This window comes from Psychromonas sp. MME2, from assembly GCF_040566515.1.
GTDB lineage: Bacteria > Pseudomonadota > Gammaproteobacteria > Enterobacterales > Psychromonadaceae > Psychromonas.
On sequence record NZ_JBEWXI010000014.1, the window covers coordinates 106,742 to 130,020 of the forward strand.

The 23,279-nt window shown below is 39.0% G+C and carries 15 protein-coding genes and 2 pseudogenes; 8 read left to right on the forward strand and 9 right to left on the reverse strand.

What is annotated here, in order from left to right; all coding sequences use genetic code 11:
- The first annotated feature begins 124 nt into the window (after nt 1-124).
- Nucleotides 125-352, forward strand: a complete 228-nt coding sequence (locus tag AB1A03_RS15175; protein ID WP_354625456.1) for a hypothetical protein — start codon at nt 125-127, stop codon at nt 350-352.
- A 15-nt stretch (nt 353-367) separates the two neighbouring features.
- The gene (locus tag AB1A03_RS15180; RefSeq protein WP_354625457.1) at nt 368-1,012 is read left to right on the forward strand and encodes a DUF2959 domain-containing protein; all 645 of its coding nucleotides are present in this window, start codon (nt 368-370) and stop codon (nt 1,010-1,012) included.
- 57 nt (nt 1,013-1,069) lie between these two features.
- Here AB1A03_RS15180 and srmB read toward each other — a convergent pair whose 3' ends face one another.
- The 7 genes from srmB to mutH form a co-directional block, all read right to left on the reverse strand.
- Nucleotides 1,070-2,443: an ATP-dependent RNA helicase SrmB gene (gene srmB / locus AB1A03_RS15185; RefSeq protein ID WP_354625458.1), complete on the reverse strand. Its 1,374-nt coding sequence runs from the start codon at nt 2,441-2,443 to the stop codon at nt 1,070-1,072.
- A gap of 304 nt (nt 2,444-2,747) precedes the next feature.
- Nucleotides 2,748-4,301, reverse strand: a complete 1,554-nt coding sequence (locus tag AB1A03_RS15190) for an HD domain-containing phosphohydrolase (protein ID WP_354625459.1) — start codon at nt 4,299-4,301, stop codon at nt 2,748-2,750.
- 272 nt (nt 4,302-4,573) lie between these two features.
- The gene (locus AB1A03_RS15195) at nt 4,574-5,218 is read right to left on the reverse strand and encodes a lytic transglycosylase domain-containing protein (RefSeq protein WP_354625460.1); all 645 of its coding nucleotides are present in this window, start codon (nt 5,216-5,218) and stop codon (nt 4,574-4,576) included.
- 1 nt (nt 5,219) lies between these two features.
- The gene (locus AB1A03_RS15200; RefSeq protein ID WP_354625461.1) at nt 5,220-6,965 is read right to left on the reverse strand and encodes a PglL family O-oligosaccharyltransferase; all 1,746 of its coding nucleotides are present in this window, start codon (nt 6,963-6,965) and stop codon (nt 5,220-5,222) included.
- Between the two features lie 23 nt (nt 6,966-6,988).
- On the reverse strand, nt 6,989-9,811 hold the full coding sequence (gene uvrA, locus AB1A03_RS15205) for an excinuclease ABC subunit UvrA (protein ID WP_354625462.1): 2,823 nt from the start codon (nt 9,809-9,811) through the stop codon (nt 6,989-6,991).
- A gap of 320 nt (nt 9,812-10,131) precedes the next feature.
- Nucleotides 10,132-10,461 carry an early set domain-containing protein gene (locus tag AB1A03_RS15210; RefSeq protein ID WP_354625463.1) on the reverse strand — a complete coding sequence of 110 codons (330 nt, stop codon included), beginning with the start codon at nt 10,459-10,461 and terminating at the stop codon, nt 10,132-10,134.
- 78 nt (nt 10,462-10,539) lie between these two features.
- Nucleotides 10,540-11,211, reverse strand: a complete 672-nt coding sequence (gene mutH / locus AB1A03_RS15215) for a DNA mismatch repair endonuclease MutH (RefSeq protein ID WP_354625464.1) — start codon at nt 11,209-11,211, stop codon at nt 10,540-10,542.
- A gap of 685 nt (nt 11,212-11,896) precedes the next feature.
- Between mutH and rppH the strand changes: the two are divergent.
- Together rppH and ptsP are read left to right on the forward strand one after the other, a co-directional pair.
- Nucleotides 11,897-12,440 (forward strand): annotated as a pseudogene (rppH, locus tag AB1A03_RS15220) (RNA pyrophosphohydrolase).
- 312 nt (nt 12,441-12,752) lie between these two features.
- Nucleotides 12,753-15,020: a phosphoenolpyruvate--protein phosphotransferase gene (gene ptsP, locus AB1A03_RS15225; protein ID WP_354625465.1), complete on the forward strand. Its 2,268-nt coding sequence runs from the start codon at nt 12,753-12,755 to the stop codon at nt 15,018-15,020.
- 60 nt (nt 15,021-15,080) lie between these two features.
- Here ptsP and sstT read toward each other — a convergent pair whose 3' ends face one another.
- Together sstT and AB1A03_RS15235 are read right to left on the reverse strand one after the other, a co-directional pair.
- Nucleotides 15,081-16,307 (reverse strand): serine/threonine transporter SstT, encoded by a 1,227-nt coding sequence (gene sstT, locus AB1A03_RS15230; protein WP_354625466.1) that lies wholly within the window; start codon nt 16,305-16,307, stop codon nt 15,081-15,083.
- Nucleotides 16,308-16,494: 187 nt separating this feature from the next.
- Nucleotides 16,495-17,385, reverse strand: coding sequence for a DMT family transporter (locus AB1A03_RS15235; RefSeq protein WP_354625492.1), 891 nt, complete (start codon nt 17,383-17,385; stop codon nt 16,495-16,497).
- Nucleotides 17,386-17,499: 114 nt separating this feature from the next.
- Here AB1A03_RS15235 and lgt point away from each other — a divergent pair, with 114 nt between their 5' ends.
- The 4 genes and pseudogenes from lgt to AB1A03_RS15255 all read left to right on the forward strand — a co-directional run bounded on the left by lgt (nt 17,500) and on the right by AB1A03_RS15255 (nt 23,079).
- A complete protein-coding gene (lgt, locus tag AB1A03_RS15240; RefSeq protein WP_354625467.1) occupies nt 17,500-18,315 on the forward strand; it encodes a prolipoprotein diacylglyceryl transferase in 816 nt (271 codons plus the stop codon).
- A 10-nt stretch (nt 18,316-18,325) separates the two neighbouring features.
- Nucleotides 18,326-19,174 (forward strand): thymidylate synthase, encoded by an 849-nt coding sequence (locus AB1A03_RS15245; protein WP_354625468.1) that lies wholly within the window; start codon nt 18,326-18,328, stop codon nt 19,172-19,174.
- 245 nt (nt 19,175-19,419) lie between these two features.
- Nucleotides 19,420-22,018 (forward strand): annotated as a pseudogene (gene acnB / locus AB1A03_RS15250) (bifunctional aconitate hydratase 2/2-methylisocitrate dehydratase).
- Nucleotides 22,019-22,242: 224 nt separating this feature from the next.
- Nucleotides 22,243-23,079, forward strand: coding sequence for a winged helix-turn-helix domain-containing protein (locus tag AB1A03_RS15255; RefSeq protein WP_354625469.1), 837 nt, complete (start codon nt 22,243-22,245; stop codon nt 23,077-23,079).
- Nucleotides 23,080-23,279: the final 200 nt, after the last annotated feature.

Consider the following 23,279-nt stretch of genomic DNA (forward strand, 5'->3'; position numbering starts at 1 on the left):
TAAGATAGTGATCTCATTGCGATGCGATTGTTAGTTAGCTTAGCAATATCACCATTTTTCAATTGTCGTTGCCCGCTTTTAGTATTAAAGTAATTATTTATATTAATCTATTGAGGGAATGATAATGTCGGGTCAAGGTTCTGGTGGTAATGTGTTAGCCGCTATTTGTAGTTTTTTTATCCCAGGTTTAGGGCAATTGGTTCAGGGAAGGCTCTTAGCTGCGCTTATATTTTTTGTTGGAATGTTGATTTCATGGGGGCTAGCCGTTGTCTTAATTGGTTATTTATTTGTTCCTATTGTATATATTTGGAGCATCATTGATGCCGCTAAATACAGCCATTCGAGCTCATAATGATTAGGTAAGCCGATGAAATTTATTCAAATTATATTAATAACCCTGCTCACTTTTACTTTTTATGGATGTGAATCGACCTATTATGCAGCCATGGAGCAAGTCGGGCAGCACAAACGCGATATCTTGATTGACCGAGTTGAATCCGCTAGTGAGTCTCAACAGGAAGCACAGACTGAGTTTAAGGATGCGTTAACTCATCTATCTACGCTTATTAACTTCGATGGCGGTGATTTAGCCGAGCAATATGAAATAAGTAAAAATCATTATGATACTAGTAAAGCGGCAGCTGATGATGTATCGAGTAAGATAGAATCGATTGAAGATGTTGCACATGCGTTGTTTGCTGAGTGGCAAGATGAAATTAATCTATATAGCAGTGCCCAGTTAAAAAAGCAGAGCCAAGCAAAACTAACTAGCACCGAGAAACGCTATAATAAACTGATTAAAACGATGCATTCCGCGGAACTGCGGATGCAGCCAGTACTAGCCGCATTGCAAGATAATGTCTTGTTTCTTAAGCATAATTTAAATGCGAAGGCGATTGGGGCATTACAAGGGGAGTACAATGTCATTAAACGCGATGTGGAGCGGTTAATTACGGATATGAATTTGGCGATAACTCAATCCAATGAATTTATTGCGCAAATCAAAGAATAAGCGCTCTATTTTTGAGATGCCCCAATCTAATAAAGAATAGGGGCATCTATCATTTTGTTACGACTCTTTATCTTCTTTTTTCTTCTTAGCCGCCCAATCGGGTTTACCCTTCGCTTTTATATCGCGATGACGCTGTTTACCCATATTCTCTTTCTTCTGTAAGCGTTTTGCCTTTTGCTGTTTTTTCAGCTCTTCTGCGCGCTCTTTACCTTTTTTATTAACCTGTTTTTTAAGTTTACGTTGGCTAACTTTGGCTTCTTTATGTGTTGGTCGTAGTTCTTTAATGACGCGACGTTTGAGTTTCTGGTCGGTATAACGTTCTATTTTGGCTAGGATATCAATGTCATGCGCTTCGATTAAGGAAATAGCGATGCCTTTTTTACCGCCACGTGCCGTTCGGCCAATACGGTGTACATAAACATCGGCACTACGCGGCATGTCATAGTTAATAACATGGCTAATATCGGGCACATCAATACCACGTGCAGCAACATCGGTGGCGATCAGGATATTAACGCTTCCCTCTTTAAATTGACGTAGTGCTTGGTTGCGTTTTTCTTGGTCCATTTCACCACGCAAATAATTACAACTAATATGGCGCTCGGCTAATTGTGCGACAAGTTCTGCTAAACGTTCACGTGTTTTAACAAAGACAATGATCTTCTGTTGTTTTTCTTCGGCATCACTTTCTGAATCTGTTTTTTGTGGTGCGAGTAGTGCGCAAAGTAGATTTAATTTATGCTCAGGATCATCGGCAAGATGGACCCACTGTAATATTTTTCCACTCTCTCTGCGTGACACTTCCGCCGTTAACTGTATTGGGTTTTGTAGTACTTCGCGTGAAAATTCTCGTAGCCCTTTACCTTCAAGTGTGGCTGAAAATAACGAGGTATGTTTGCGCCAGCGAGTTTCTCCAGCAATCCTGTCCATCTCTTTGATAAAGCCCATATCCAGCATGCGGTCAGCTTCATCTAAAATAAGGGCTTCAACTTCACGACAGTCAAATGCTTCAGAGTCAATGTATTCCATTAAGCGTCCAGGCGTGGCAATCACGATATCCACATTACCCATGATCACTTCTTCCTGATCTTGGTAAGAAACTCCGCCGATAATATTACCTACAACGAGTCCTGTACCCGCGATGAGCTGTTGTGCTACTTCACTGATCTGTACCGCTAATTCTCGCGTCGGGGTTAAAATTAAAATACGCGCAGAGCCGCCTTTGCGACGAGGGAAATCGATTAATCGTTGCACCGCGGGGAGTAAAAATGCGAGCGTTTTTCCTGTTCCGGTTGGCGCACTCGCCATAATATCTTGTTCATCCATTGCCGGAGGTATCGCTAAGCTTTGAATACTGGTTGGGCGTTTATGACCCATTTGAGCAAGGGCATTTAATAGGTGTTGGTCGAGCTCAAGTTCTGCAAAAGACATGCGATATTCCAAAATAAAAAAACAATAATAATACCAATCGGCATAAGGATCTGATCTATATTGTTGGTTAAAATAATAGATGATAGCGTTGCATTTATTCGTAATAGCCTGCTATTACTCAATCATGCGCCTTGCTCTCTATCATTTTTCCTCAACAAGCTATAACCATAATATTATGCGAATTGGTATAAGTAGGGGTTATTATAAAGCAAACAGGGGGATTTTTATAAAAATTTAAAAAGTTATTTTATGGATATAAGCAAGCACCGTAAATGCTTGCTAACTTTTGTGATTTTTGAAAAGGCTAGAAGTAATCTCTATGGCGATCATTCACTGCAATTATTTGACTTCGATGTTTGCGGAATGCGGCAACGACTTTCGGATCGAAATGCAAGCCTTCTTGCTCATCAATGAACTTTAAAACATCTTCCATCGGCCAAGCTTTTTTATAGCAGCGATCATGGCAAAGGGCATCAAAAACATCGGCAAGGGCAGCGATACGGCCAACAAGGTGGATCTCTTCTCCCTTTAAGCCATTGGGATAACCCGTGCCATCCCACTTTTCATGGTGCTGATAACTAATTAAAGCGGCATATTTTAATATATCTTGAGTGGAATAGCGCACTAATTCATAGCCGATTTCAACATGGGTTTTCATTATCTCCCACTCTTCAGCATTAAGCGGGCCTGCTTTGTGTAGAACTCTATCGGGAATACCTATTTTGCCAAGGTCATGCAGTGGAGAGGCTGATTTAATTTTTTCGGACTCGACAATGCTAAAGCCTAATTCAAGCGCTAAGATGCGGGTTATCTCTGCTACTCGGCGGATATGGTTGCCCGTTTCTTTGGATTTACTTTCAATTGCTTCGCCAAGTAGATAAACAATTTCTCGTTGTCCCTCTTCTAATTCATGGCGTAACTCTTCATTTTCAAAAGCGGTTTTTGTATTACTGGCAAATAGATCTAGTAATGAAATATCTTGTGCGTTAAGTGGAAAAAATCCTTCAAAGTAGAATAGGATAGAGCTGTTCGAACTACTTCGCATATTCATGACAAAGGCATTTTCACTGTAAATATCACGCTTTTCAGCAATACTTTGTGAGATTAACATGGAGGCTTTATCATGTACCTTATCGAAATCATCTAATTTGTTCAAATGAGCAAATTCACCGCGAGCTTCAATGAGGTGAAAAACGGTTGGATTACAATAGATACCAAGGGAAGATAGAGATGAAGTCGCGCTATGAGAACATTTATCCAGTAATTTGCTCAGGTAGTTCATTGTTTCATAAATAAGAGCTTCGTAGGTGATCGTCTCAGATAACACCGTTGAAGATTCAATGACTAACTCAAGTGCTTGTTTATTTTTTGTTAGATTAATTATATTTTGGTATGAACGTAGTGCGCTACACATCAGTGTATCGAGTTTCATCCCACTGAGTTCGGTTTTGTTTTTATAATCTGAGATCTCGTACTTACGAATAATTTCTCGTTCGGGAGCTTGCCCAGGTTGGCCAGTGCGAAGCACTATTCGCGTTGATTTGTTATTAAAATCATCGCGAATTTTTTTGATTAAATGAAGTCCTGCATCATCGGTTTCCATGACCACATCGATCAAAGCCACTGCAATATCTTTATTTTCTAAAATAATTTGTTCTGCTTCATAGGCTGAATAAGCACTATAAAATTGTAGTGGGATCTCATCCCATTCAAATTTTGAAAGCACTAACTTAGTGACTGCATGGACCTCTTTGTCATCATCAACGATCAGCACTTTCCAAGGAGATAGATGGAAAGATAATTGCTCTGTTATGTTGTGTATATCATCTTCTATAAAGAGAAGATCATCATCATTCATAAATAAATCTCTAGGGTGCATTATCTAAGTTACTGTTTCCACATCTATGTTTTATAGGTGAAGGGTTATTATGCGCTATTTTGTAAATTTTTTTCTCTCAAATTAATATATTTTATTTTACTTTGTGAGTCGTTTCACGGTGCCAATTATTAATTTTCAATTTTATTAACTCAATGTTAGAAACCGTTTTAATTGGGCGGTTGCTTTTTGAACAGTATGTTGATGGTGTTGCTTTGCCTTTGATGAATGTATTGTGTTTTTTAAAAAATTCATTATAAATTCATTTTGTAATGACGATAAAAGTCCATCACTTTTTTTACGTACTGTTGCGTTTCAGGATAGGGGGGGATTTTATTATATTTTCTTACTGTCCCTTCTCCTGCATTATAGGCTGCTAGTGCCAGTTTTTTATTTTTAAATTCCGACAATAATTTGGCTAGATACTCCGTTCCTGCGTGAATGCTCTGTTTTGGATCAAAGGGATCATTGACACCAAAACGTTCGGCCGTTACTGGCATTAATTGCATTAACCCTTTCGCGCCTGCGCGAGAGATGGCATGACGTTGATAGTTTGATTCGGCAGTGATAACGGCATGGATAAAAGCGGGTTCTAATTGATATTTATGCGCAGCCTCTAGGATCAATGGATGGTATTTTTTTTGTAAAATAGCATTATTAGGTAAGCTAATATTGTTATAACGCTTCTCTTTCCAATTTTTAAAACTTCCTTGGCTCTTATTGGTATCACTGCGTAGTAATAATTTGTATTCATTATTTACTTTACGCTCAGCAAAGTGTTGGTTGCCATTGCTGTCAATATAGAGATAAATATCAGCCAAAACTTGCTGGCTAAGCAGCAAGCTAAGTAAGAGTACTTTGACACATTTTATAAATAAAATGAAAAAATATCTGCTCATATTAATTGGCTTTATTAGTTGTTGATTGTCCTGCACTTGTAGTACTACCCGTTGAACTTGCGTCTGATATAGGCGCATTGTTCGCCTTTATTTGTTTATCTATATTAGCAAGTGCATTATCTAAAGGGTATAAATAACGTGCATAGCCTAAAATTTCTTGTGCTTTTTGTGATTGACCGCTACTCATATAAGCATGGTATAAAATAATATAAAAATAAGAGCGAGGGGTCTCCTTCACGGTATCATTCGTCCATGCAATAATTTTTTGGATCTCTTCGGCATCTTTCCTTTGTATTGCCATGACTAACCTAAAGTAGGTGAGATGAAAATTAAAACGATCAGCAAACACTAATGGATTAACAATATCCATTAACACCATAATATTAGGTTCTTTGCTGCGCTCATATTCAGTTATCTTGGCGATAGTATAAAGATTGGATAGCATAAAAATAGTGGTAAATAGTGGGACTAATATTGCTGAAACACGCAGTCCAAAGGTTAACCTAAATGACTTTTGTTGAGTGAGCTTAGTTTGATTATCGATATAAAACACGAGAACTATTAGTACTAACCAATGCAGCGCACTATGGTAGAGAGGATATTCTGTCTGTGTGTGCAATATGATGGGAATCACTAATGAGGTGAGTGCCAATGCGTGGGTAAACTTAAAAGCACGTAGTAAATTTAGGAAACTAGCAATCAGCAATAACATCGCAAAGAGAGGAAGAATACCCCCTTCAACGGCCCAAAATAGCATATCATTATGTGGGTGAGTGAGGTTGGCATATTCGGGTTTAGATTTATTGTTTTTCACTTGTTCAGCGTTAAACAGTAAATAATGCTTTTCAAAACCGCCGTAACCATAACCGAGTAGTGGCTTCTCTTTAATCATTTGCCAGCTATTACTATAGTGGTTTAAGCGCGCTCCCCCCTCACTTAGATTATCAACATTGCGCGCCTTCAAGGCATCCCCCTTTAGCATCGCAATCCCTGTTCCTAAAGCGATGGCGAGCATAAAAATCGTCAGCTTCTTTTTATTACATTGCCATGCCCAAGGTAAAAATAAAAGTAACGCGATGACACTACCGAGATAGCCCGTGCGTGACATAGTCAAGGTAATCACCCACGCATTAAGTAGGGTGGTTAGTAATAAAAAAGCTTGCACTTTTTTATTACTAATTTGTTGCAATAAATAGCCCGATAAAATGAGCGTTGTCGCCATAAATGAGGCAAGTACATTAGGCTGCTGGAAAATACCATAGGGGCGACCATAGCCGACATCATAGCCAAAGATATTTTGTGCAGGTAGCAGGTAATCTTGCATTAAGCTATAGCAAGCTTGCAGTAATCCTGCGCCGACAATAAGCAACAGAAGGCGTTCAGTTTCAAGGCGTTTAAAGTGAAACTGTTGCAGACTTAGAAATAACAAAAAGCCCGCGAAAAGGCCAATTAAGCGGGTATAACTTTGCTCGGCAAGTTCATTGTTAGGATATAAAATTGGGACGCAAAAGAGCGCTACCGCAATTAAAAATAGTATGGTGAAACGTGAATAAATAAATTTTTGTTGTTCACTTACTTTCCATAAACCAAGCCCGATTAAACACGAGAAAAAAATCCAAACCACATTGTTTTGTGCCAGCTCAAGGCCACTTCCTCCTTGATTATGCTGAAAGTAATGCGCGCCTAACAGCATTAAAAGTGCAAAACAGATAAAAAAAGCACGAGTCAGTTTTTGTTGAACATCCATTTATTTTTTATTCCTATCGCAGTTTATTTAGCTAACATTTTGTTTAAAAATTGACCGGTAAAACTAGCCGTTATTTCGGCGACTTGTTCTGGTGTTCCCGTTGCCATAATTTCGCCACCACCGTTCCCGCCTTCCGGTCCTAAATCAACAATCCAGTCTGCCGTTTTAATAACATCTAAATTATGTTCAATAATAACGATGGTATTACCATGGTCGCGCAGAGTATGAATAACTTTTAATAACTGTGCAATATCGTGGAAATGTAAACCTGTAGTTGGTTCATCAAGAATATAAAGTGTTTTACCGGTATCACGTTTTGATAACTCTTTCGCAAGTTTAACGCGTTGTGCTTCCCCACCAGAAAGTGTGGTTGCAGCTTGACCCAGGCGAATGTAGGCAAGGCCAACATCAATTAATGTTTGTAATTTACGTGCAATAACCGGAATCGGCTCAAAGAAGGTGAAAGCATCTTCCACCGTCATATCCAAGGTTTCATGAATATTTTTGCCTTTGTATTTGACTGATAAGGTTTCACGATTATAGCGCTGCCCCTTACAAGCATCGCAGGGTACATAAACATCCGGTAAGAAATGCATCTCAACTTTAATCATACCGTCACCTTGGCAAGCTTCACAGCGTCCACCTTTGACATTAAAGCTAAAGCGTCCTGGTTTATAACCTCTTGAGCGAGATTCAGGCGTGGCAGCAAAGAGCTCTCTAATCGGAGTAAAAATGCCCGTATAGGTAGCGGGATTTGAGCGTGGTGTTCGACCGATAGGGCTTTGATTAATATCTACCACTTTGTCTAATTGTGACAGCCCTGTGATTGATTTAAAGGGCGCAGGGGTGGTGGTCGTTGCCTTGTTGAGCTTGGTTTGGGCGAGAGGATACAATGTATCATTAATTAATGTTGATTTTCCTGAGCCTGAAACGCCAGTAATGCAGGTTAACAGGCCAATGGGGATGGCTAAATTAACCGATTTTAAATTATTTCCCGTGGCGCCGTTTAATTTGATCCATTTATCGTTTAACGCTGTGCGTTGCTTAGGAATCGCGATCTCTTTACGCCCACTTAAGTAATCGGCTGTTAGTGAATTTTTAGCTTTAAGAATGGTTTTGTAATTACCCTGTGCGATAATTTCACCACCATGTATACCTGCTCCCGGACCAATATCAATGATATGATCCGCTTGGCGAATAGCATCTTCATCATGCTCAACTACGATCACGGTATTACCTAAATCGCGTAGGTGAGTGAGCGTTTTAAGTAAGCGTTCATTATCGCGTTGATGGAGACCAATAGAGGGTTCATCTAATACGTACATGACCCCCATTAACCCTGCTCCAATTTGGCTAGCTAGTCTAATGCGCTGTGCTTCGCCACCGGAAAGGGTTTCTGCGCTGCGCTCTAAACTAAGGTAATTCAAGCCGACATTGACTAAAAAACTGAGCCGCTCGAGGATCTCTTTTAGGATCTTTTCTGCTATTTGTGCTTTTTGGCCGTGTAGTTGTAATTTTTTAAAAAAAGTTTCCGCTTCAGCGATCGAGAGCTGTGAAATGTAGGGTAAGTTGACATCATTAATAAACACATTGCGCGAAGCTTGTTTTAAACGTGATCCTCCACAACTTGAGCATGATTTGCGATTCATGTATTTGCTTAAATGTTCACGCATCGCACTGGAGTCTGTTTCATGGTAACGTCGAGCGCGATTTGGAATAACCCCTTCAAAGGGATGTAAACGTGCGACAAGATCACCGCGATCATTACTGTAAGTAAAGTTAATTTTTTCATTTCCTGAGCCATATAAAACAAACTCTTGTTGCTTTTTAGTCAATTCTTGAAATGGTGTGTCGACAGAGAAACCATAGTGCTCAGCAAGGGCGAAGAGCATTTGAAAATAGTAATTGGATTTATTACTCCACCCATCGATGGCACCCGCACTTAGACTGAGAGTTTTATTGGTAACCACTAATTTTGGATCGAAGTACTGCTCAATACCAAGGCCATCGCAGGTTTCACAGGCTCCAGCGGGATTATTAAAAGAGAAGATGCGGGGTTCTAATTCACTAATACTGTAGCCACATTGTGGGCAAGCAAAATTTGCTGAGAATAATAACTCGTCTTGTTCACTATCCATAAAGGCTAAAATGGCGCTACCACTGCTTAAATTAAGCGTCGTTTCAACGGATTCAGCGAGGCGTTGCTGTAGATCCTTGCGCACCTTGAAGCGGTCAACAACAACCTCAATCGTATGTTTTTTGTGTAATGCCAATGTCGGTGGATCGCTTAAATCGCAAATTTCGCCATCAACACGAGCACGTAAAAAACCCTGTGCCGCAAGAGTAGCAAAGGTTTTTACATGCTCTCCTTTACGCTCTTTGACGATTGGCGCAAGGAGCATCATTTTACTTCCTTCGGGATGACTTAAAATCGAATCTACCATCTGACTGACCGTTTGGGCATGTAACGAGATATTATGCGTAGGGCAGCGAGGATCGCCAATACGGGCAAATAAAAGGCGTAGATAATCGTAAATTTCGGTGATAGTGCCGACCGTTGAACGAGGATTGTGTGAGGTTGATTTTTGTTCAATTGAAATTGCAGGTGATAAACCCTCAATATGCTCAACATCGGGTTTTTCCATTAAGGAGAGAAACTGACGTGCATAAGCGGATAAGGATTCAACATAACGGCGTTGACCTTCAGCATATAAGGTATCAAATGCTAATGAAGATTTCCCCGATCCCGAAAGCCCTGTAATAACAATTAATTTATCGCGAGGAATTGAGAGGTCAATATTTTTTAGGTTATGTGTTTTTGCTCCACGAATTTCAATATTACTCATACAACCTCTTTTCATTTAACTATTACACCGAGGATAGCATAATTAAGCGCAGTTCTGGATATGCAAATTGATACAAATTAAGGGAATAATAGCAATCCGTATAAGTATCTGAGCTATTTTGTTGGTTATAAAGAATAGAGAGCTGTGTTGCCCCCAATCATAATAGCCAGCTATTACCAATCATGGGGTTTGCTATAAATGGTTAACAATATGATATTGAAGCTTTGATTATTTTAAAGTGAGGCTAATTAACAGAAGAATAAATAGAAAAAAGCGCTCGCATTATCAATAATGCGAGCGCTTTTTCAATTGAAAATAGTCTACTGTGCTAAAACGACAACGGCGTTTTTGCCACCATCTGTCATGCCATTATCCACATAATTATCAGCAGCGGCTGGCAGTAAAGTAAATTCACCTCCATCGGCCAACGTGGCTTTATAGATAAACTGAAAACCGTTACGATCTTCTGTTGATACATTTTCGGTAACTTTAAATTTACCACTTTTTAGCTGCTTAAATTCAATGGGAGCCCAGTTATTATGCTCTGATAGTAAGACAATACTTTGCGCATTTTGCGCGTCTTCTTTTTCGATTTCAAATGTAACTTTGACTTCAGGTTTCGACTTTAAATATTGTTTTTTTATGGTCATAATCACCTCCTTTTAATAATGTTACTGTAAATTTACTGTATATTTGGCTTAATTTCTATGCAATTGTGTGTTGTTTGTTCATAAAATGCTAAATTCGTAATTAATTATTGCTTGTGTAAAGGCTTTTTTCAGGTAAAAACCACGTGGTCTTACTTTAATTAGCTCTCCCTTTTGACCAAATGCCTCTGTTAAGCATTGCCCATTAGCGGCTTTAGGCCTCAGCTGTAACACTTGCCCATCACGTGCGCTGATACTTTCTATTTGACCTAGTGATATTTTTTCCATTATTTCGTTCCAATCTGAGCAAAGTAGTTTTTCTTGGGTGCTATTGGCTGTCCATAGAAAACCATTGCCAACGATACGTTCACTAAGGGGGATATTACGTTCCCCCTGAACAGGTACCCATAAAACGCGACTGAGTTTATTGCGCACATTAGAGTTTTGCCAAGTTAAACCACGGGTATTTAAAATAGGAGCAGAACAAACAAAGGTAGTTTCTAATACTTTTCCATATTGGTCGATAGGAATCGTTTTTAATTCAATCCCTAAATGTTTGAAATCTTGCTCGGGCTTACTACCCGCTGTCGCACCAAGGTGAAATTCGATTAATTGTCCTACCCAGCCTTTATTCCTGCGTAGATCTTTTGCGATCGGGATACCTGCTAAATTGGCTAACTCGCCAAGAGAGTAGCCTGCGATATTTTCAGCGAGTTGTAGTAATGACTCCCTCGAGGGGGGTGTTTGTATCATCTATTTACCAATGTATTAGGTTTTGAGGCTATTTTTATTATTCAAGGTTATTCAGACTTTTACCGTGAAGATTACACAGAGTTATCCACTTTTATAGTGGATAACTCGTTTTTATCAAACGGAGTATTAATATTTTAAATATAGCACGGTTGAAACTTTGCGGTTAGTCTAATAATTAAACAAAAAAAAGGCTATAAATTTGAAATGTTTATTTTTTAGACTACACAGATATGCACATCGGTTTATGAATAAGTATAGCTGTTTTTAATTACAGATGTTATTTTTCATTGTGGCTAAAAATATTTTATCTCTTTGTTATTTAACTATTAATTCTCTTTTTTATTATTATCACAAAGATCCTTTGTGATCTTGCAAAGATTTATCATAATTAAATCTGTTTATTATGCACAAAGTTATGCACAGTTTTCGTGGATAGTTAATATGTATTTATTTATTCATGTGACTGTTGGTGTATTGTTGGTATTTTGCGCAGCGTTGACTTTATCTATTTTTACTATTTTCTTGTCAGTTAGTATATATCCGACAATTTTATATTTATCAATTTGATGGCGGAGATAATCTATGAAAGAATAGGTTATTGTTTCAACTTGTATTCATTATTATTTAATACCAAAAATATATAAGAAATTAGGTAATGAATCTTCATATATAATAAGGCGCCTTAGTGATTGATCCAGACGGCTACCGTCCCAATGTTGCTATAATCATCTGTAATAAAAATGGGCAGGTTTTATGGGCAAAACGCTACGGACAACATTCATGGCAATTTCCCCAAGGTGGCATAAAGGAGGGAAACTCCTGAACAGGCTATGTATAGGGAATTGTTCGAAGAAGTTGGCCTCAAAGCTGAACATGTAAAACTACTTGCGAGTAGCCGTAGTTGGTTACGATACAAATTACCGAAGCGTTTAGTGCGTTGGGATTCACCAGATCCTGTTTGTATCGGTCAAAAACAACGTTGGTTTTTGTTGCAATTAACGGGTGATGATATGCAAATTGAGTTTGATCGTTGTGGGCATCCTGAATTTGATGACTGGCGATGGGTAACTTATTGGTATCCGGTGCGGCAAGTTGTTTCCTTTAAACGAGATGTTTATCGTAAGGCGTTGAAAGAGTTTTCTGCACAGACATTTGCATTAGTACAAAGTGGTTTGGATAATAAACGAAAAAAGCGTCCAAGGCGTGCCTCATCATATAAAAAGAGGTGATACTTTAGGTATCTATACCTATGTTGTTACCTAAAAATGCTTTGCCAGGCGCTAGCTCGGATACCCGAGCAAGGAGTAACATGAGGTAATTGTTATTCACTTTTCGAATGTTACAAAGCCGGTGTGGTTTTTGAGCTAACGCCCCGTAGGGCAAGAAAAATAGCGCCCATCTGTGTTGTTATAAAATCTCTATGTAGAATAACTATACTTCAACTTTATACCTCGCATCTCGGCACTCTTTTTCCTTGCTGACTTTGCATCTTGAAGTTGCATGGGTATATATCGACAATAATTGTATAATAAGGAGTTTCTATGTTGAGTCAGTTGCGTCAAATTGTTGAGCAGGTAGCCTATGCAAAAGACTTAACAGCCGCAATGGATACCCTTGTTTTACAAACCAAGCTAACGATGGAAGTTGATTGTTGCTCAATTTATATTGTTGATGAGAAAACGCACCAACTCAATTTAATTGCAAGTAAAGGTCTATCGAAGCGTGCAATCGGCTCTCGACTTGAATTTGGTGAAGGGATTGTTGGCCTTATTCATCAAAAGGGCGAGCCATTAAACCTTGTTAATATTCATGCTCACCCGCATTTTAAGTTACTACCTGATGCACATGAGGAGCGTTTTAATTCTCTATTAGGCACGCCTGTTATTCATAAACGACGAGTGCTAGGTGTGCTTGTTGTGCAGCAGAAAACGCCGCGCTTATTTAGTGAATTGGAAGAGTCGTTTCTGGTTACTTTGGCTATGCATTTGGCGACGGTTTTGGCTAATCCAGATTTACGTTTAGGTCTAGAGCTACGTAATCAATTGACGGGATCAATGCATCTGCAAGGCACGCCTGCGAGTTCGGGTATTGCTATTGCTGAGGCATTTGTATTACGGCCTGTTTTAACGCTTGATGAAGTGAATATAGAGAAAAGTGTTTCTACCAGTAAAGATATTTTGCTATTTGAGCTTATTCTTAAAAAATGTAGCGATGAATTTTCTAATATCTCCCTAACATTAAAGGAGCAATTATCTAAGGATACATTTGCTTTATTTGATATTTATTCACATGTGCTTAAAGATAAATTATTTTTAGGCAAGGTTCGAGAGCAGATAAACGTAGAGGGGCTAACCGCTGCGAGTGCGATTAAAGTGGTTGCTGAATCTTATATTGCTCAATTTGAAGCAATGAGTGATAGCTATCTAAAAGAGAGAGCCTCTGATATTAGAGATGTTGCACAACGACTTCTATATCATATTACCCAGCAAGTGGAAGAAAATCATTCCTTACCTGAGAAGCTTATTCTAGTGGCGTCAGAGGTTACGTTATCGATGATGGCAAGTATCCCTACGGATAAACTTCAGGGTATTATTTCTATTTATGGTGGTGGTAGCTCACATGTGGCTATTTTAGCTCGTGCCTTGGGAATACCCGCTGTGATGGGACTATCGCTATCTTTGAGTGAAATTCACAAAAAAAATGTGATCATGGATGGTTATGCTGGTAGTGTTATTTTATTTCCTGAAAAACCACTATTACAACATTATCAACTGTTATTAGCTGAAGATAATGATCTTAAGAAATTGGTTGATTCAGGTGACGCAAAAGAGGCTGTGACTGCAGATGGGTACCGAGTTTCTATTTTACTCAATACGGGATTAAACGAAAATCAGCATGCGCGCGTTGCAGGGCATTTTGATGGGGTGGGGTTATATCGTAGTGAATTACCTTTTATGCTTACCGACTCATTTCCAACGGAACAAGAGCAGACTGATGCTTATCAGCGATTATTAAATGAATATGCACAATTTCCCGTCACAATGCGTACATTAGATGTAGGTGGTGATAAGCAATTAAGTTATTTTCCGATTATTGAGGAAAATCCATTCTTAGGATGGCGAGGTATACGTTTAACATTAGATCATCCAGAAATATTTTTGGTGCAAATACGGGCGATGCTGATGGCAAATTTACAGCATCAAAATTTACGTATTATGTTACCGATGATTAGTGCCATCGAAGAGGTGATCGAAGCGAAGAAGTTAATTAATCAAGCTTGGCAAGAAGTTAAGACTGAGTTGAATTTAACTAGCGAAGCATTTCCATTACCAGAGATCGGTGTCATGTTAGAAGTACCTTCCTCTATTTTTATTATTCCTAGGCTTGCGCAAGAGGTCGACTTTGTGTCAATAGGCAGTAATGATTTAACCCAATATCTACTGGCGGTTGATCGTAACAATAGCCGTGTAGCTGGTCTGTTTGATAGTTATCATCCAGCGGTTTTACAAGCTTTAAAAATGATTGTGGATAATTGCCGTCGTTATGATCTCGAAGTGGGGGTGTGTGGCGAATTGGCGGGCGATCCGATCGGCGCGTTAATCCTTGTGGGAATGGGCTATAACAAGTTAAGTATGAATGCGAATAATATGGCAAAGGTGAAGTATTTGATTAATGCTACATCGCATGCTGAATTAAAAACCTGCATTGATCTGGCTTTGCAGGCAAATGCGGGTGCAGATACTCGCTCTATTTACCGTGATTATTTGGACAGTAAAAACTTAGGTGGATTTGTACGCGCTGGTAAATGATTGGCGATGATAGGGGAGTTTACTCTTAACGACTCTACCCCTATCTATACTCTCTGTTGCTTACTGTTTAACTTGTTCTCTTTCTGCCGCGATACAGGCCGTTGCGGTAAACAATACATCCGTAGAGCTATTTAATGCAGTCTCTGCTGAATCCTGTACCACACCGATAATAAAGCCGATTGCTACAACTTGCATGGCGACTTCATTGGGGATCCCAAATAAATTACATGCAAGTGGGATCAGCAGTAATGAACCACCTGCAACCCCTGATGTGCCTCCCGCCGATATGGCTGCCACGACGCTTAATAACACTGCCGTCGCAATATCAAATTCAATTCCCATTGTCTGTACTGCTGCTAGTGTTAATACCGTAATAGTAATCGCTGCGCCCGCCATATTAATAGTGGCGCCTAAGGGAATGGAAACTGAGTAAGTATCTTCATGTAAATCTAATTTATCACATAATTCTAGATTGACGGGAATATTGGCTGCAGAGCTACGAGTGAAAAATGCGGTTATTCCTGATTCTCGTAGGCATTGAAATACCAGTGGGTATGGGTTGCGCTTTAATTTTGCATAAACAATCACAGGGTTTACTACTAAAGCGATAAAAGCCATACAACCTAATAGAACCAGTAATAGATGTGAGTAACTTAGTAGTGCAGCAAATCCGGTTTCGGCGATGGTACCTGCGACTAAACCAAAGATACCAATAGGTGCGCAGCGAATAACTAAGTGAACAATTTTAGTTATGCTGTTGGCGACATCATGTAATATTGTTTTAGTTGTCTGTTGCGCATGTTGTAATGTTAAACCTAATCCGATAGCCCAAGCTAAAATCCCGATAAAATTTCCTGTTATTAGGGCGTTTACGGGACTGTCTACTACTTTAAATAATAAGCTATTTAACACCTCAAGAACGCCCTGTGGTGGTGTCGCTTGGATATCTGCGGTTATCAGTACCAATGTTGTTGGAAATAAGGTGCTGATCATAACCGCGGTGAATGAAGCGAGTAACGTACTAATGATATAAAGCTTAATAATCGGTTTTATATTGCTATGAGTCCCCTTTTGCTGATTGGCTATTGATGATGCCACTAAAACAAACACCAGTATTGGGGCAACGGCTTTTAAAGCAGAAACAAATAGCGCACCTAAAAAAGAGAGTGATAGCGCAATATCGGGTGCCATTGTTGCTACTATGATACCAATAATAATAGCAATCGAAATTTGTAGTATTAAACTGGCGCTTACAATACGTTGTATAAAAGAGGGGTGCTGGGTCATATGGTTAACCTGTATTTATTTTATGAATTACAAGCAGATAAAACTGTTATCTATTGCATGCGTCTCTGTAATACACTAAAACTTACTTCCCTGCATGTTTCGGTGGTGTTAGGCGGTTATTATCATGTGAATATTAATCGAATTATATGGCCAGTGTTTTAAACTGGATCATAAAAAAATGATTACGTTATTGTTTTTTGAGTATCAAAACCATGACTCCGATAAAAACCATCGTCATTCCGACTATCATATAAGCTGTAATCGGCTCTCCTAGAAGGTAAATTGCCAATACAATAGTGAAAATTGGACCTAATGTGCCGACGATACCCGTTTGTGTTGGGCCAATACGCTGAATCGCTTCCGAGACCATAAAGCTAGGGATAACGGTACTTAATAGCGCTAATAGGCCAACCCACAACCAAGCCTGTGGCGTTACTTGCAACAAGTTTAAATCAGCTTGTATGAGTGCATGAATGAAGACCAAAAGGGAGGACGCTATCATCACCAAACTGGTAAAAAGTAACGACCCAAGTTGATTAATCATTGCCTTGCTAAGTAAAACGTAAAAAGCAAAACTTAATGCAGCCGCCATCACTAAGATAGTGCCATAAAAGACATCATTGCCAGTAATTTGTAGTTCCTGTCCCATCACCACCCACAATCCCAAATAGCTGATGAGTAGTGAAATCATAATACGCTTGGTTAATGGCTGTTTAAATAAAAAATAACCAATAATGGCTACCCAAAATGGGTAAGTAAATAGAGTTAATCGTTCCAGTTGTGCGCTGATATATTGTAAGCCTTTTAAATCTAATAACGAAGATAGGTAGTAACCTAAAAATCCTAATCCACATACTTTTAGGAGTACTCGTTTAGATAGTTTGTTTTGCGTTTTATCTTTATCTTGCTGCATGAGTAGGTAAATTAAAATCGCAAAGTAAGCCGGTGCGGATAAAGCCATGCGCAGGATTAATACGCTATCTGCATCTAACCCTTCGAGATAGGCAAATTTAATAAAAATAGATTTTAAGGAAAACAATAAAGTGCCCAGAAGAGCAAGAAATATTCCAAAGAACATGATTTTAAGGGCCAAATAAGCGAAGATAACCCCATACTAATTATTTTCTAATAGTGAAGCAACATGATGCTTGCTATATTAGATTTTTCTTTTAACGGTTTAATGAGTAGATAAATGTCATCGTCAAATTATGTATTACCCCATATTGATCCGATTGCTATTAGTATCGGGCCTCTAGATATTCGCTGGTACGGTTTAATGTATTTAGTTGGATTTGTGTTTGCCTTCTGGTTCGCTAATCGTCAATGTGATCGTTCCAATGGTTTATGGACACGCGAACAAGCCAGCGATTTGTTATTTTATGGGTTCATGGGGGTGATACTGGGGGGGCGAGTAGGGTATGTTCTTTTTTATCAGTTTCCAACCTTTATCGATGATCCTATTTATCTCTTTAAAATTTGGCAAGGGGGGATGTCCTTCCATGGAGGGGTGATTGGTGTTGTGCTTGCTATTATCTATTATGCTAAGAAAAATCAACGCTCAATATTAGCGGTAGGTGACTTTATTGTACCGCTGTTGCCTGTTGGCCTTGGTGCTGGTCGTATTGGTAACTTCATTAATTCTGAATTGTGGGGACGCGTTACAGACTCACCTTTCGGTGTCATTTTCCCTAATGCTGGGGCGTTGCCTCGTCATCCCTCGCAACTTTATGAGTTTGCCTTAGAAGGGGTTGTATTATTTATTATATTGTTTCTCTTTATTCGCAAACCACGTCCAAGTGGCTCCGTTGCAGGGCTGTTTTTACTTTGTTATGGCATTTTTCGTATTGTCGTTGAGTTTGCCCGTGAGCCCGATGCTCAGCTTGGCTTATTAACTTTTGGCCTGAGTATGGGGCAGATTTTGTCATTACCAATGGTTATTGTTGGAGGTGGGCTAATTGCCTTTGCATACTGCAATAAATGTGAAGTGAATAAGGCTGTGAATCAGTAAGGAGATAAAAATGAAGCAGTATTTAGCATTATGCCAACGCATTATTGACGAAGGGGTTTGGGTTGAAAATGAACGTACAAATAAACGTTGCTTGACGGTTATTAATGCGGATCTCGAATATGATGTGAAAAATAATCAGTTCCCCTTGATAACAACACGTAAAAGTTTTTGGAAATCAGCTATCGCGGAGTTTTTAGGCTATATTCGCGGTTATGATAATGCTGCAGATTTTAGGGCGCTAGGGACGAAAACATGGGATGCTAATGCTAACCTTAATGCTGCATGGTTAAATAACCCTTATCGTAAGGGGGATGATGACATGGGGAGAGTATATGGTATTCAAGGGCGTTCATGGGCAAAACCCGATGGCGGTTTTGTGGATCAGCTACGTAAAGTGGTTGAGAACCTGAAAAAAGGCATTGATGATCGCGCTGAAATCATCACTTTTTATAATCCCGGTGAATTTGATATGGGCTGTTTACGACCATGTATGCATACTCATACTTTCTCATTATTAGGTGATACCCTGCATCTTACTAGCTACCAACGTTCATGTGATGTTCCACTAGGGCTTAACTTCAACCAAGTGCAAGTATTTACTTTTTTGGCATTAATGGCGCAAATCGGTAAAAAAGCAGGTACTGCATACCATAAAATAGTGAATGCACATATCTATGAGGATCAATTAGCGTTGATGCGTGATGTACAATTAAAACGCCAACCTTTTGCCTCTCCAAAGCTAATCATCAACCCGAAAATACAATCGCTTGAAGATTTGGAAACGTGGGTCACGATGGACGATTTTTCGGTTAACGACTATCAATGCCATGAGCCAATCCAATATCCATTTTCGGTATAATATACCGATTGTTATAAGTAGCATAGTGTCGTTCGCCTGAAGTTTACTGATATGCATAAGGTGAATGACTCTGTTACCTTATGTTAACTTAATTCAAAATAACGTTAACATTTTTTTAACTTGATGGAAGCATAATGCGCTCTGTCATTTTCATTGCTAATATGATGCGATATACTGCATTTCTTTATATTGCTATTAAATTATTCTCAGAGAACGATTTTCGCTTAAACAAGAGGGATACTATTGTGTTAGAAGCTTACCGTAAACATGTCGCTGAACGTGCCGCTCAAGGTGTTGTTCCGCAGCCATTAAATGCACAACAAACCGCTGCATTAGTTGAATTAATAAAAAAACCACTCCAAGGTGAAGAAGCTTTCCTTATTGACCTCTTAGAAAATCGTATCCCACCTGGTGTTGATGAAGCCGCTTATGTTAAAGCCAGGTTTTTTGGCTGCATTGGCAAGGGGAGAGGTCAATTCACCTATCATCACTGCGGAACATGCAGTTAAACTGCTTGGTACCATGCAAGGCGGCTATAATATTGAGCCTTTAATTGAGCAACTTGATAATGACGCGTTGGCTCCAATAGCAGTTTCTGCCTTATCAAAAACATTACTTATGTTCGATGCTTTTTATGATGTAGAAAAAAAAGCCAAAGAAGGTAATCAATTTGCCCAACAAATCATGCAATCTTGGGCGGATGCACAGTGGTTTTTAGATAAACCAGCGGTTGCTGAAAAAATCACTATGACGGTATTTAAAGTAACGGGTGAAACTAATACTGACAATCTTTCCCCTGCTCCAGATGCATGGTCACGTCCAGACATCCCATTGCATGCGTTAGCGATGCTTAAAATATCTCGCGATGGTATTACTGCGGATGAAGAGGGCGTTACCGGGCCAATTAAACAGATTGAAGCGCTTAAAACTAAGGGACATCCATTAGTTTATGTTGGTGATGTTGTTGGTACTGGATCTTCTCGTAAGTCTGCGACTAACTCTGTGTTATGGTTTATGGGGGATGATATTCCCTTTGTGCCGAATAAACGTGCTGGTGGTGTTTGTATTGGTAATAAAATTGCGCCTATTTTCTTTAATACAATGGAAGATTCAGGTGCATTACCTATAGAAATGGATGTTAGTGCCCTAAATAGTGGCGATGTTATTGATATTTACCCATACCAAGGTGTGGTAAAAAATCATCTAACAGGCGAAGTTATCGCTGAATTCACTCTGAAAACAAATATTATTCTAGACGAAGTACGTGCTGGTGGCCGTATTCCGCTTATTATCGGTCGAGGCTTAACAGATCGCGCGCGTAAATCATTGGGTCTTGCTACTTCAACGGTATTCCAATTACCTGTTGATACGGAAGCATCCACAAAGGGTTATACATTGGCTCAGAAAATGGTCGGTAAAGCTTGTGGTACAGAAGGTATCCGCGCCGGGCAATATTGCGAACCGAAAATGACAACGGTGGGATCTCAGGATACAACAGGTCCAATGACCCGTGATGAGTTAAAAGATTTAGCATGTTTAGGATTCTCTGCTGACTTAGTGATGCAATCATTTTGTCATACGGGTGCTTATCCAAAACCAATTGATGTGATCACTCATCATACACTACCAGATTTTATTATGAATCGTGGTGGTGTTTCGCTTCGTCCTGGTGATGGCATTATCCACTCATGGTTAAACCGTATGTTATTACCTGATACCGTTGGTACAGGTGGGGATTCGCATACGCGTTTTCCTATTGGTATCTCCTTTCCTGCGGGATCTGGTTTGGTTGCCTTTGCAGCTGCAACTGGTGTAATGCCACTGGATATGCCTGAATCAGTCTTGGTACGCTTTAAGGGCGAATTACAGCCAGGCGTAACATTACGAGATTTGGTTAATGCTATTCCCTATCAAGCGATTAAAGATGGTCACTTAACCGTTGATAAAAAAGGAAAAATTAACGTTTTTTCAGGTCGTATTCTAGAAATCGAAGGTTTACCGACACTTAAAGTTGAACAAGCCTTTGAATTGTCTGATGCATCAGCAGAAAGAAGTGCCGCTGGCTGTTCAATTAAGTTAGATAAAGAACCTATTATCGAATACTTAAACTCTAATATTGTTATGCTTAAGTGGATGATTTCAGAAGGTTATGGTGATGTTAGTACTATCACTCGTCGAATTAAAGAAATGCAGCAATGGATAGCTAACCCTGAGTTAATGGAAGCGGATAAAGACGCAGAATATGCTGCAATCATTGATATTGATTTAAATGATATTAAAGAGCCTATTCTTGCTTGTCCGAATGATCCCGATGATGTTAAGTTGTTATCAGAGGTCGCCGGACAAAAAATTGATGAAGTATTTATCGGTTCATGTATGACAAATATCGGTCATTTCCGTGCAGCAGGTAACTTATTGGATAAGTTTAAGGGACAGTTACCAACGCGCTTATGGGTTTCACCGCCAACAAAAATGGATGCAAGCCAACTTTCTGATGAAGGTTATTACAGCATTTTTGGTCGCGTAGGTGCTCGCACAGAAATGCCGGGATGCTCTTTATGTATGGGGAATCAAGCACGCGTTGGTGATAACACGACAGTTGTTTCGACTTCAACACGTAATTTCCCGAATCGTTTAGGTAATAACGCGAATGTTTATTTAAGTTCTGCGGAACTCGCAGCCGTTGCTGCTATTGAAGGAAAATTACCAACCGTTGCTGAGTATATGCAATACGCACATACTTTAGATACGGTGGCTGCAGAGACATACCGTTATTTAAATTTTGACCAAATTAAAAATTATACGGATAAAGCCAACTTAATAATCGAGACGAAAGAAGTGTAATTGAAAATCATTGTTTTATAATGGTTTTTTCCTCCTTGATCGGTATTCGATTAAGGAGGAACATTTATTCTCACACATTTATCAAACAAAGTAAGTGGGTGGAAGTGTAAATTTGCTTGTTTTTTCATCAAAATTTGATAATGTAGCACAAATAAGTATAAAAGAGCTGTATAAATAGCCAACAAAATAGATGTATATTAATAAATTTATCAATAGGTGATGTAATGTTAGAAACAAGTTTAGTTGTGGGTGAATACCACGTAGATACCAGTCAAAATAGCCTAGTTCATGGTAATCGTAAAGTTTACCTAGGCCCTTTACGTACTTCATTGTTACATTTTTTATGTAAAAACGTGAATACTGTGGTAACTCGTGAAGATCTTGCGCAACATGTTTGGGGACGTTTGGTGACTGACCATACAATTAACCAGCATATTTCTCAATTACGTAAAAGTATTGGTACATTAAGCATACATGGATTAAATATTTCCACGATCCCAAAACGTGGTTATATTGCACGAATGGAAGGTGTAGGTGCAGTGGTTGACCATAAAGTGTCGCCTATTATGCAAAGTGATACCTCAGTTAATTCAATCCAAACAATGAAAGTTCTCGTTGTTGAAGCGCAAGCGAATGATTGTATTCAATTAATTGAACAACTAGAAGAACTTGATGTTTCATATGTAGAAGGTGTTGCGACGACCATTGAAGCAGAGCGTTCCGTTGCATTGCAAGATTTTAATCTGGTTATTGTTGATTCATTAATTGATGATAATGCAGGCATTGAGTTAATTAAGCGAATTCGTACAGGGCAAACTTCAGCAGCTGCGGATATTGCGATATTAAGTTCACATTTTGATGTGCAGCGTGAATTATTAGGCCTAAATAGCCTATTAGATGTGCAAGGCTTATTATTAAAACCATTTGAAAAAAGCCGCTTAAAGCAAATGTTAATGGTTGCTGATAAATCTAATGTTGTATTAAAACCACAGGCTGCCTATGAGCTTGTTCCTACGGATGTATTATCTGCAATCCAAAAAAATAAAGCCGTTAATGAATAAATTGTAACCGCTTTAAAATCATTGAAAGGGTGTAAATAGTAATATTTACACCCTTTTTATTATCTTATTTTTCATCGCTATTTTGTCGGTTATGAATAATTTAAGTTAAAACAGGTGCTTAGTTCTCTTCTATGGTGATGATCGCCGAGAAATGAAATAGCATTACTTTTTTTCCTGTTAATTAAAAATAAAGAGATTGA

Coding starts and splice junctions, on each gene's coding strand:
- AB1A03_RS15175 (WP_354625456.1), top strand. CDS start 125: ATGTCGGGTCAAGGTTCTGGTGGTAATGTGTTAGCCGCTATTTGTAGT.
- AB1A03_RS15180 (WP_354625457.1), top strand. CDS start 368: ATGAAATTTATTCAAATTATATTAATAACCCTGCTCACTTTTACTTTT.
- srmB (WP_354625458.1), bottom strand. CDS start 2,443: ATGTCTTTTGCAGAACTTGAGCTCGACCAACACCTATTAAATGCCCTT.
- AB1A03_RS15190 (WP_354625459.1), bottom strand. CDS start 4,301: ATGAATGATGATGATCTTCTCTTTATAGAAGATGATATACACAACATA.
- AB1A03_RS15195 (WP_354625460.1), bottom strand. CDS start 5,218: ATGAGCAGATATTTTTTCATTTTATTTATAAAATGTGTCAAAGTACTC.
- AB1A03_RS15200 (WP_354625461.1), bottom strand. CDS start 6,965: ATGGATGTTCAACAAAAACTGACTCGTGCTTTTTTTATCTGTTTTGCA.
- uvrA (WP_354625462.1), bottom strand. CDS start 9,811: ATGAGTAATATTGAAATTCGTGGAGCAAAAACACATAACCTAAAAAAT.
- AB1A03_RS15210 (WP_354625463.1), bottom strand. CDS start 10,461: ATGACCATAAAAAAACAATATTTAAAGTCGAAACCTGAAGTCAAAGTT.
- mutH (WP_354625464.1), bottom strand. CDS start 11,211: ATGATACAAACACCCCCCTCGAGGGAGTCATTACTACAACTCGCTGAA.
- ptsP (WP_354625465.1), top strand. CDS start 12,753: ATGTTGAGTCAGTTGCGTCAAATTGTTGAGCAGGTAGCCTATGCAAAA.
- sstT (WP_354625466.1), bottom strand. CDS start 16,307: ATGACCCAGCACCCCTCTTTTATACAACGTATTGTAAGCGCCAGTTTA.
- AB1A03_RS15235 (WP_354625492.1), bottom strand. CDS start 17,385: ATGTTCTTTGGAATATTTCTTGCTCTTCTGGGCACTTTATTGTTTTCC.
- lgt (WP_354625467.1), top strand. CDS start 17,500: ATGTCATCGTCAAATTATGTATTACCCCATATTGATCCGATTGCTATT.
- AB1A03_RS15245 (WP_354625468.1), top strand. CDS start 18,326: ATGAAGCAGTATTTAGCATTATGCCAACGCATTATTGACGAAGGGGTT.
- AB1A03_RS15255 (WP_354625469.1), top strand. CDS start 22,243: ATGTTAGAAACAAGTTTAGTTGTGGGTGAATACCACGTAGATACCAGT.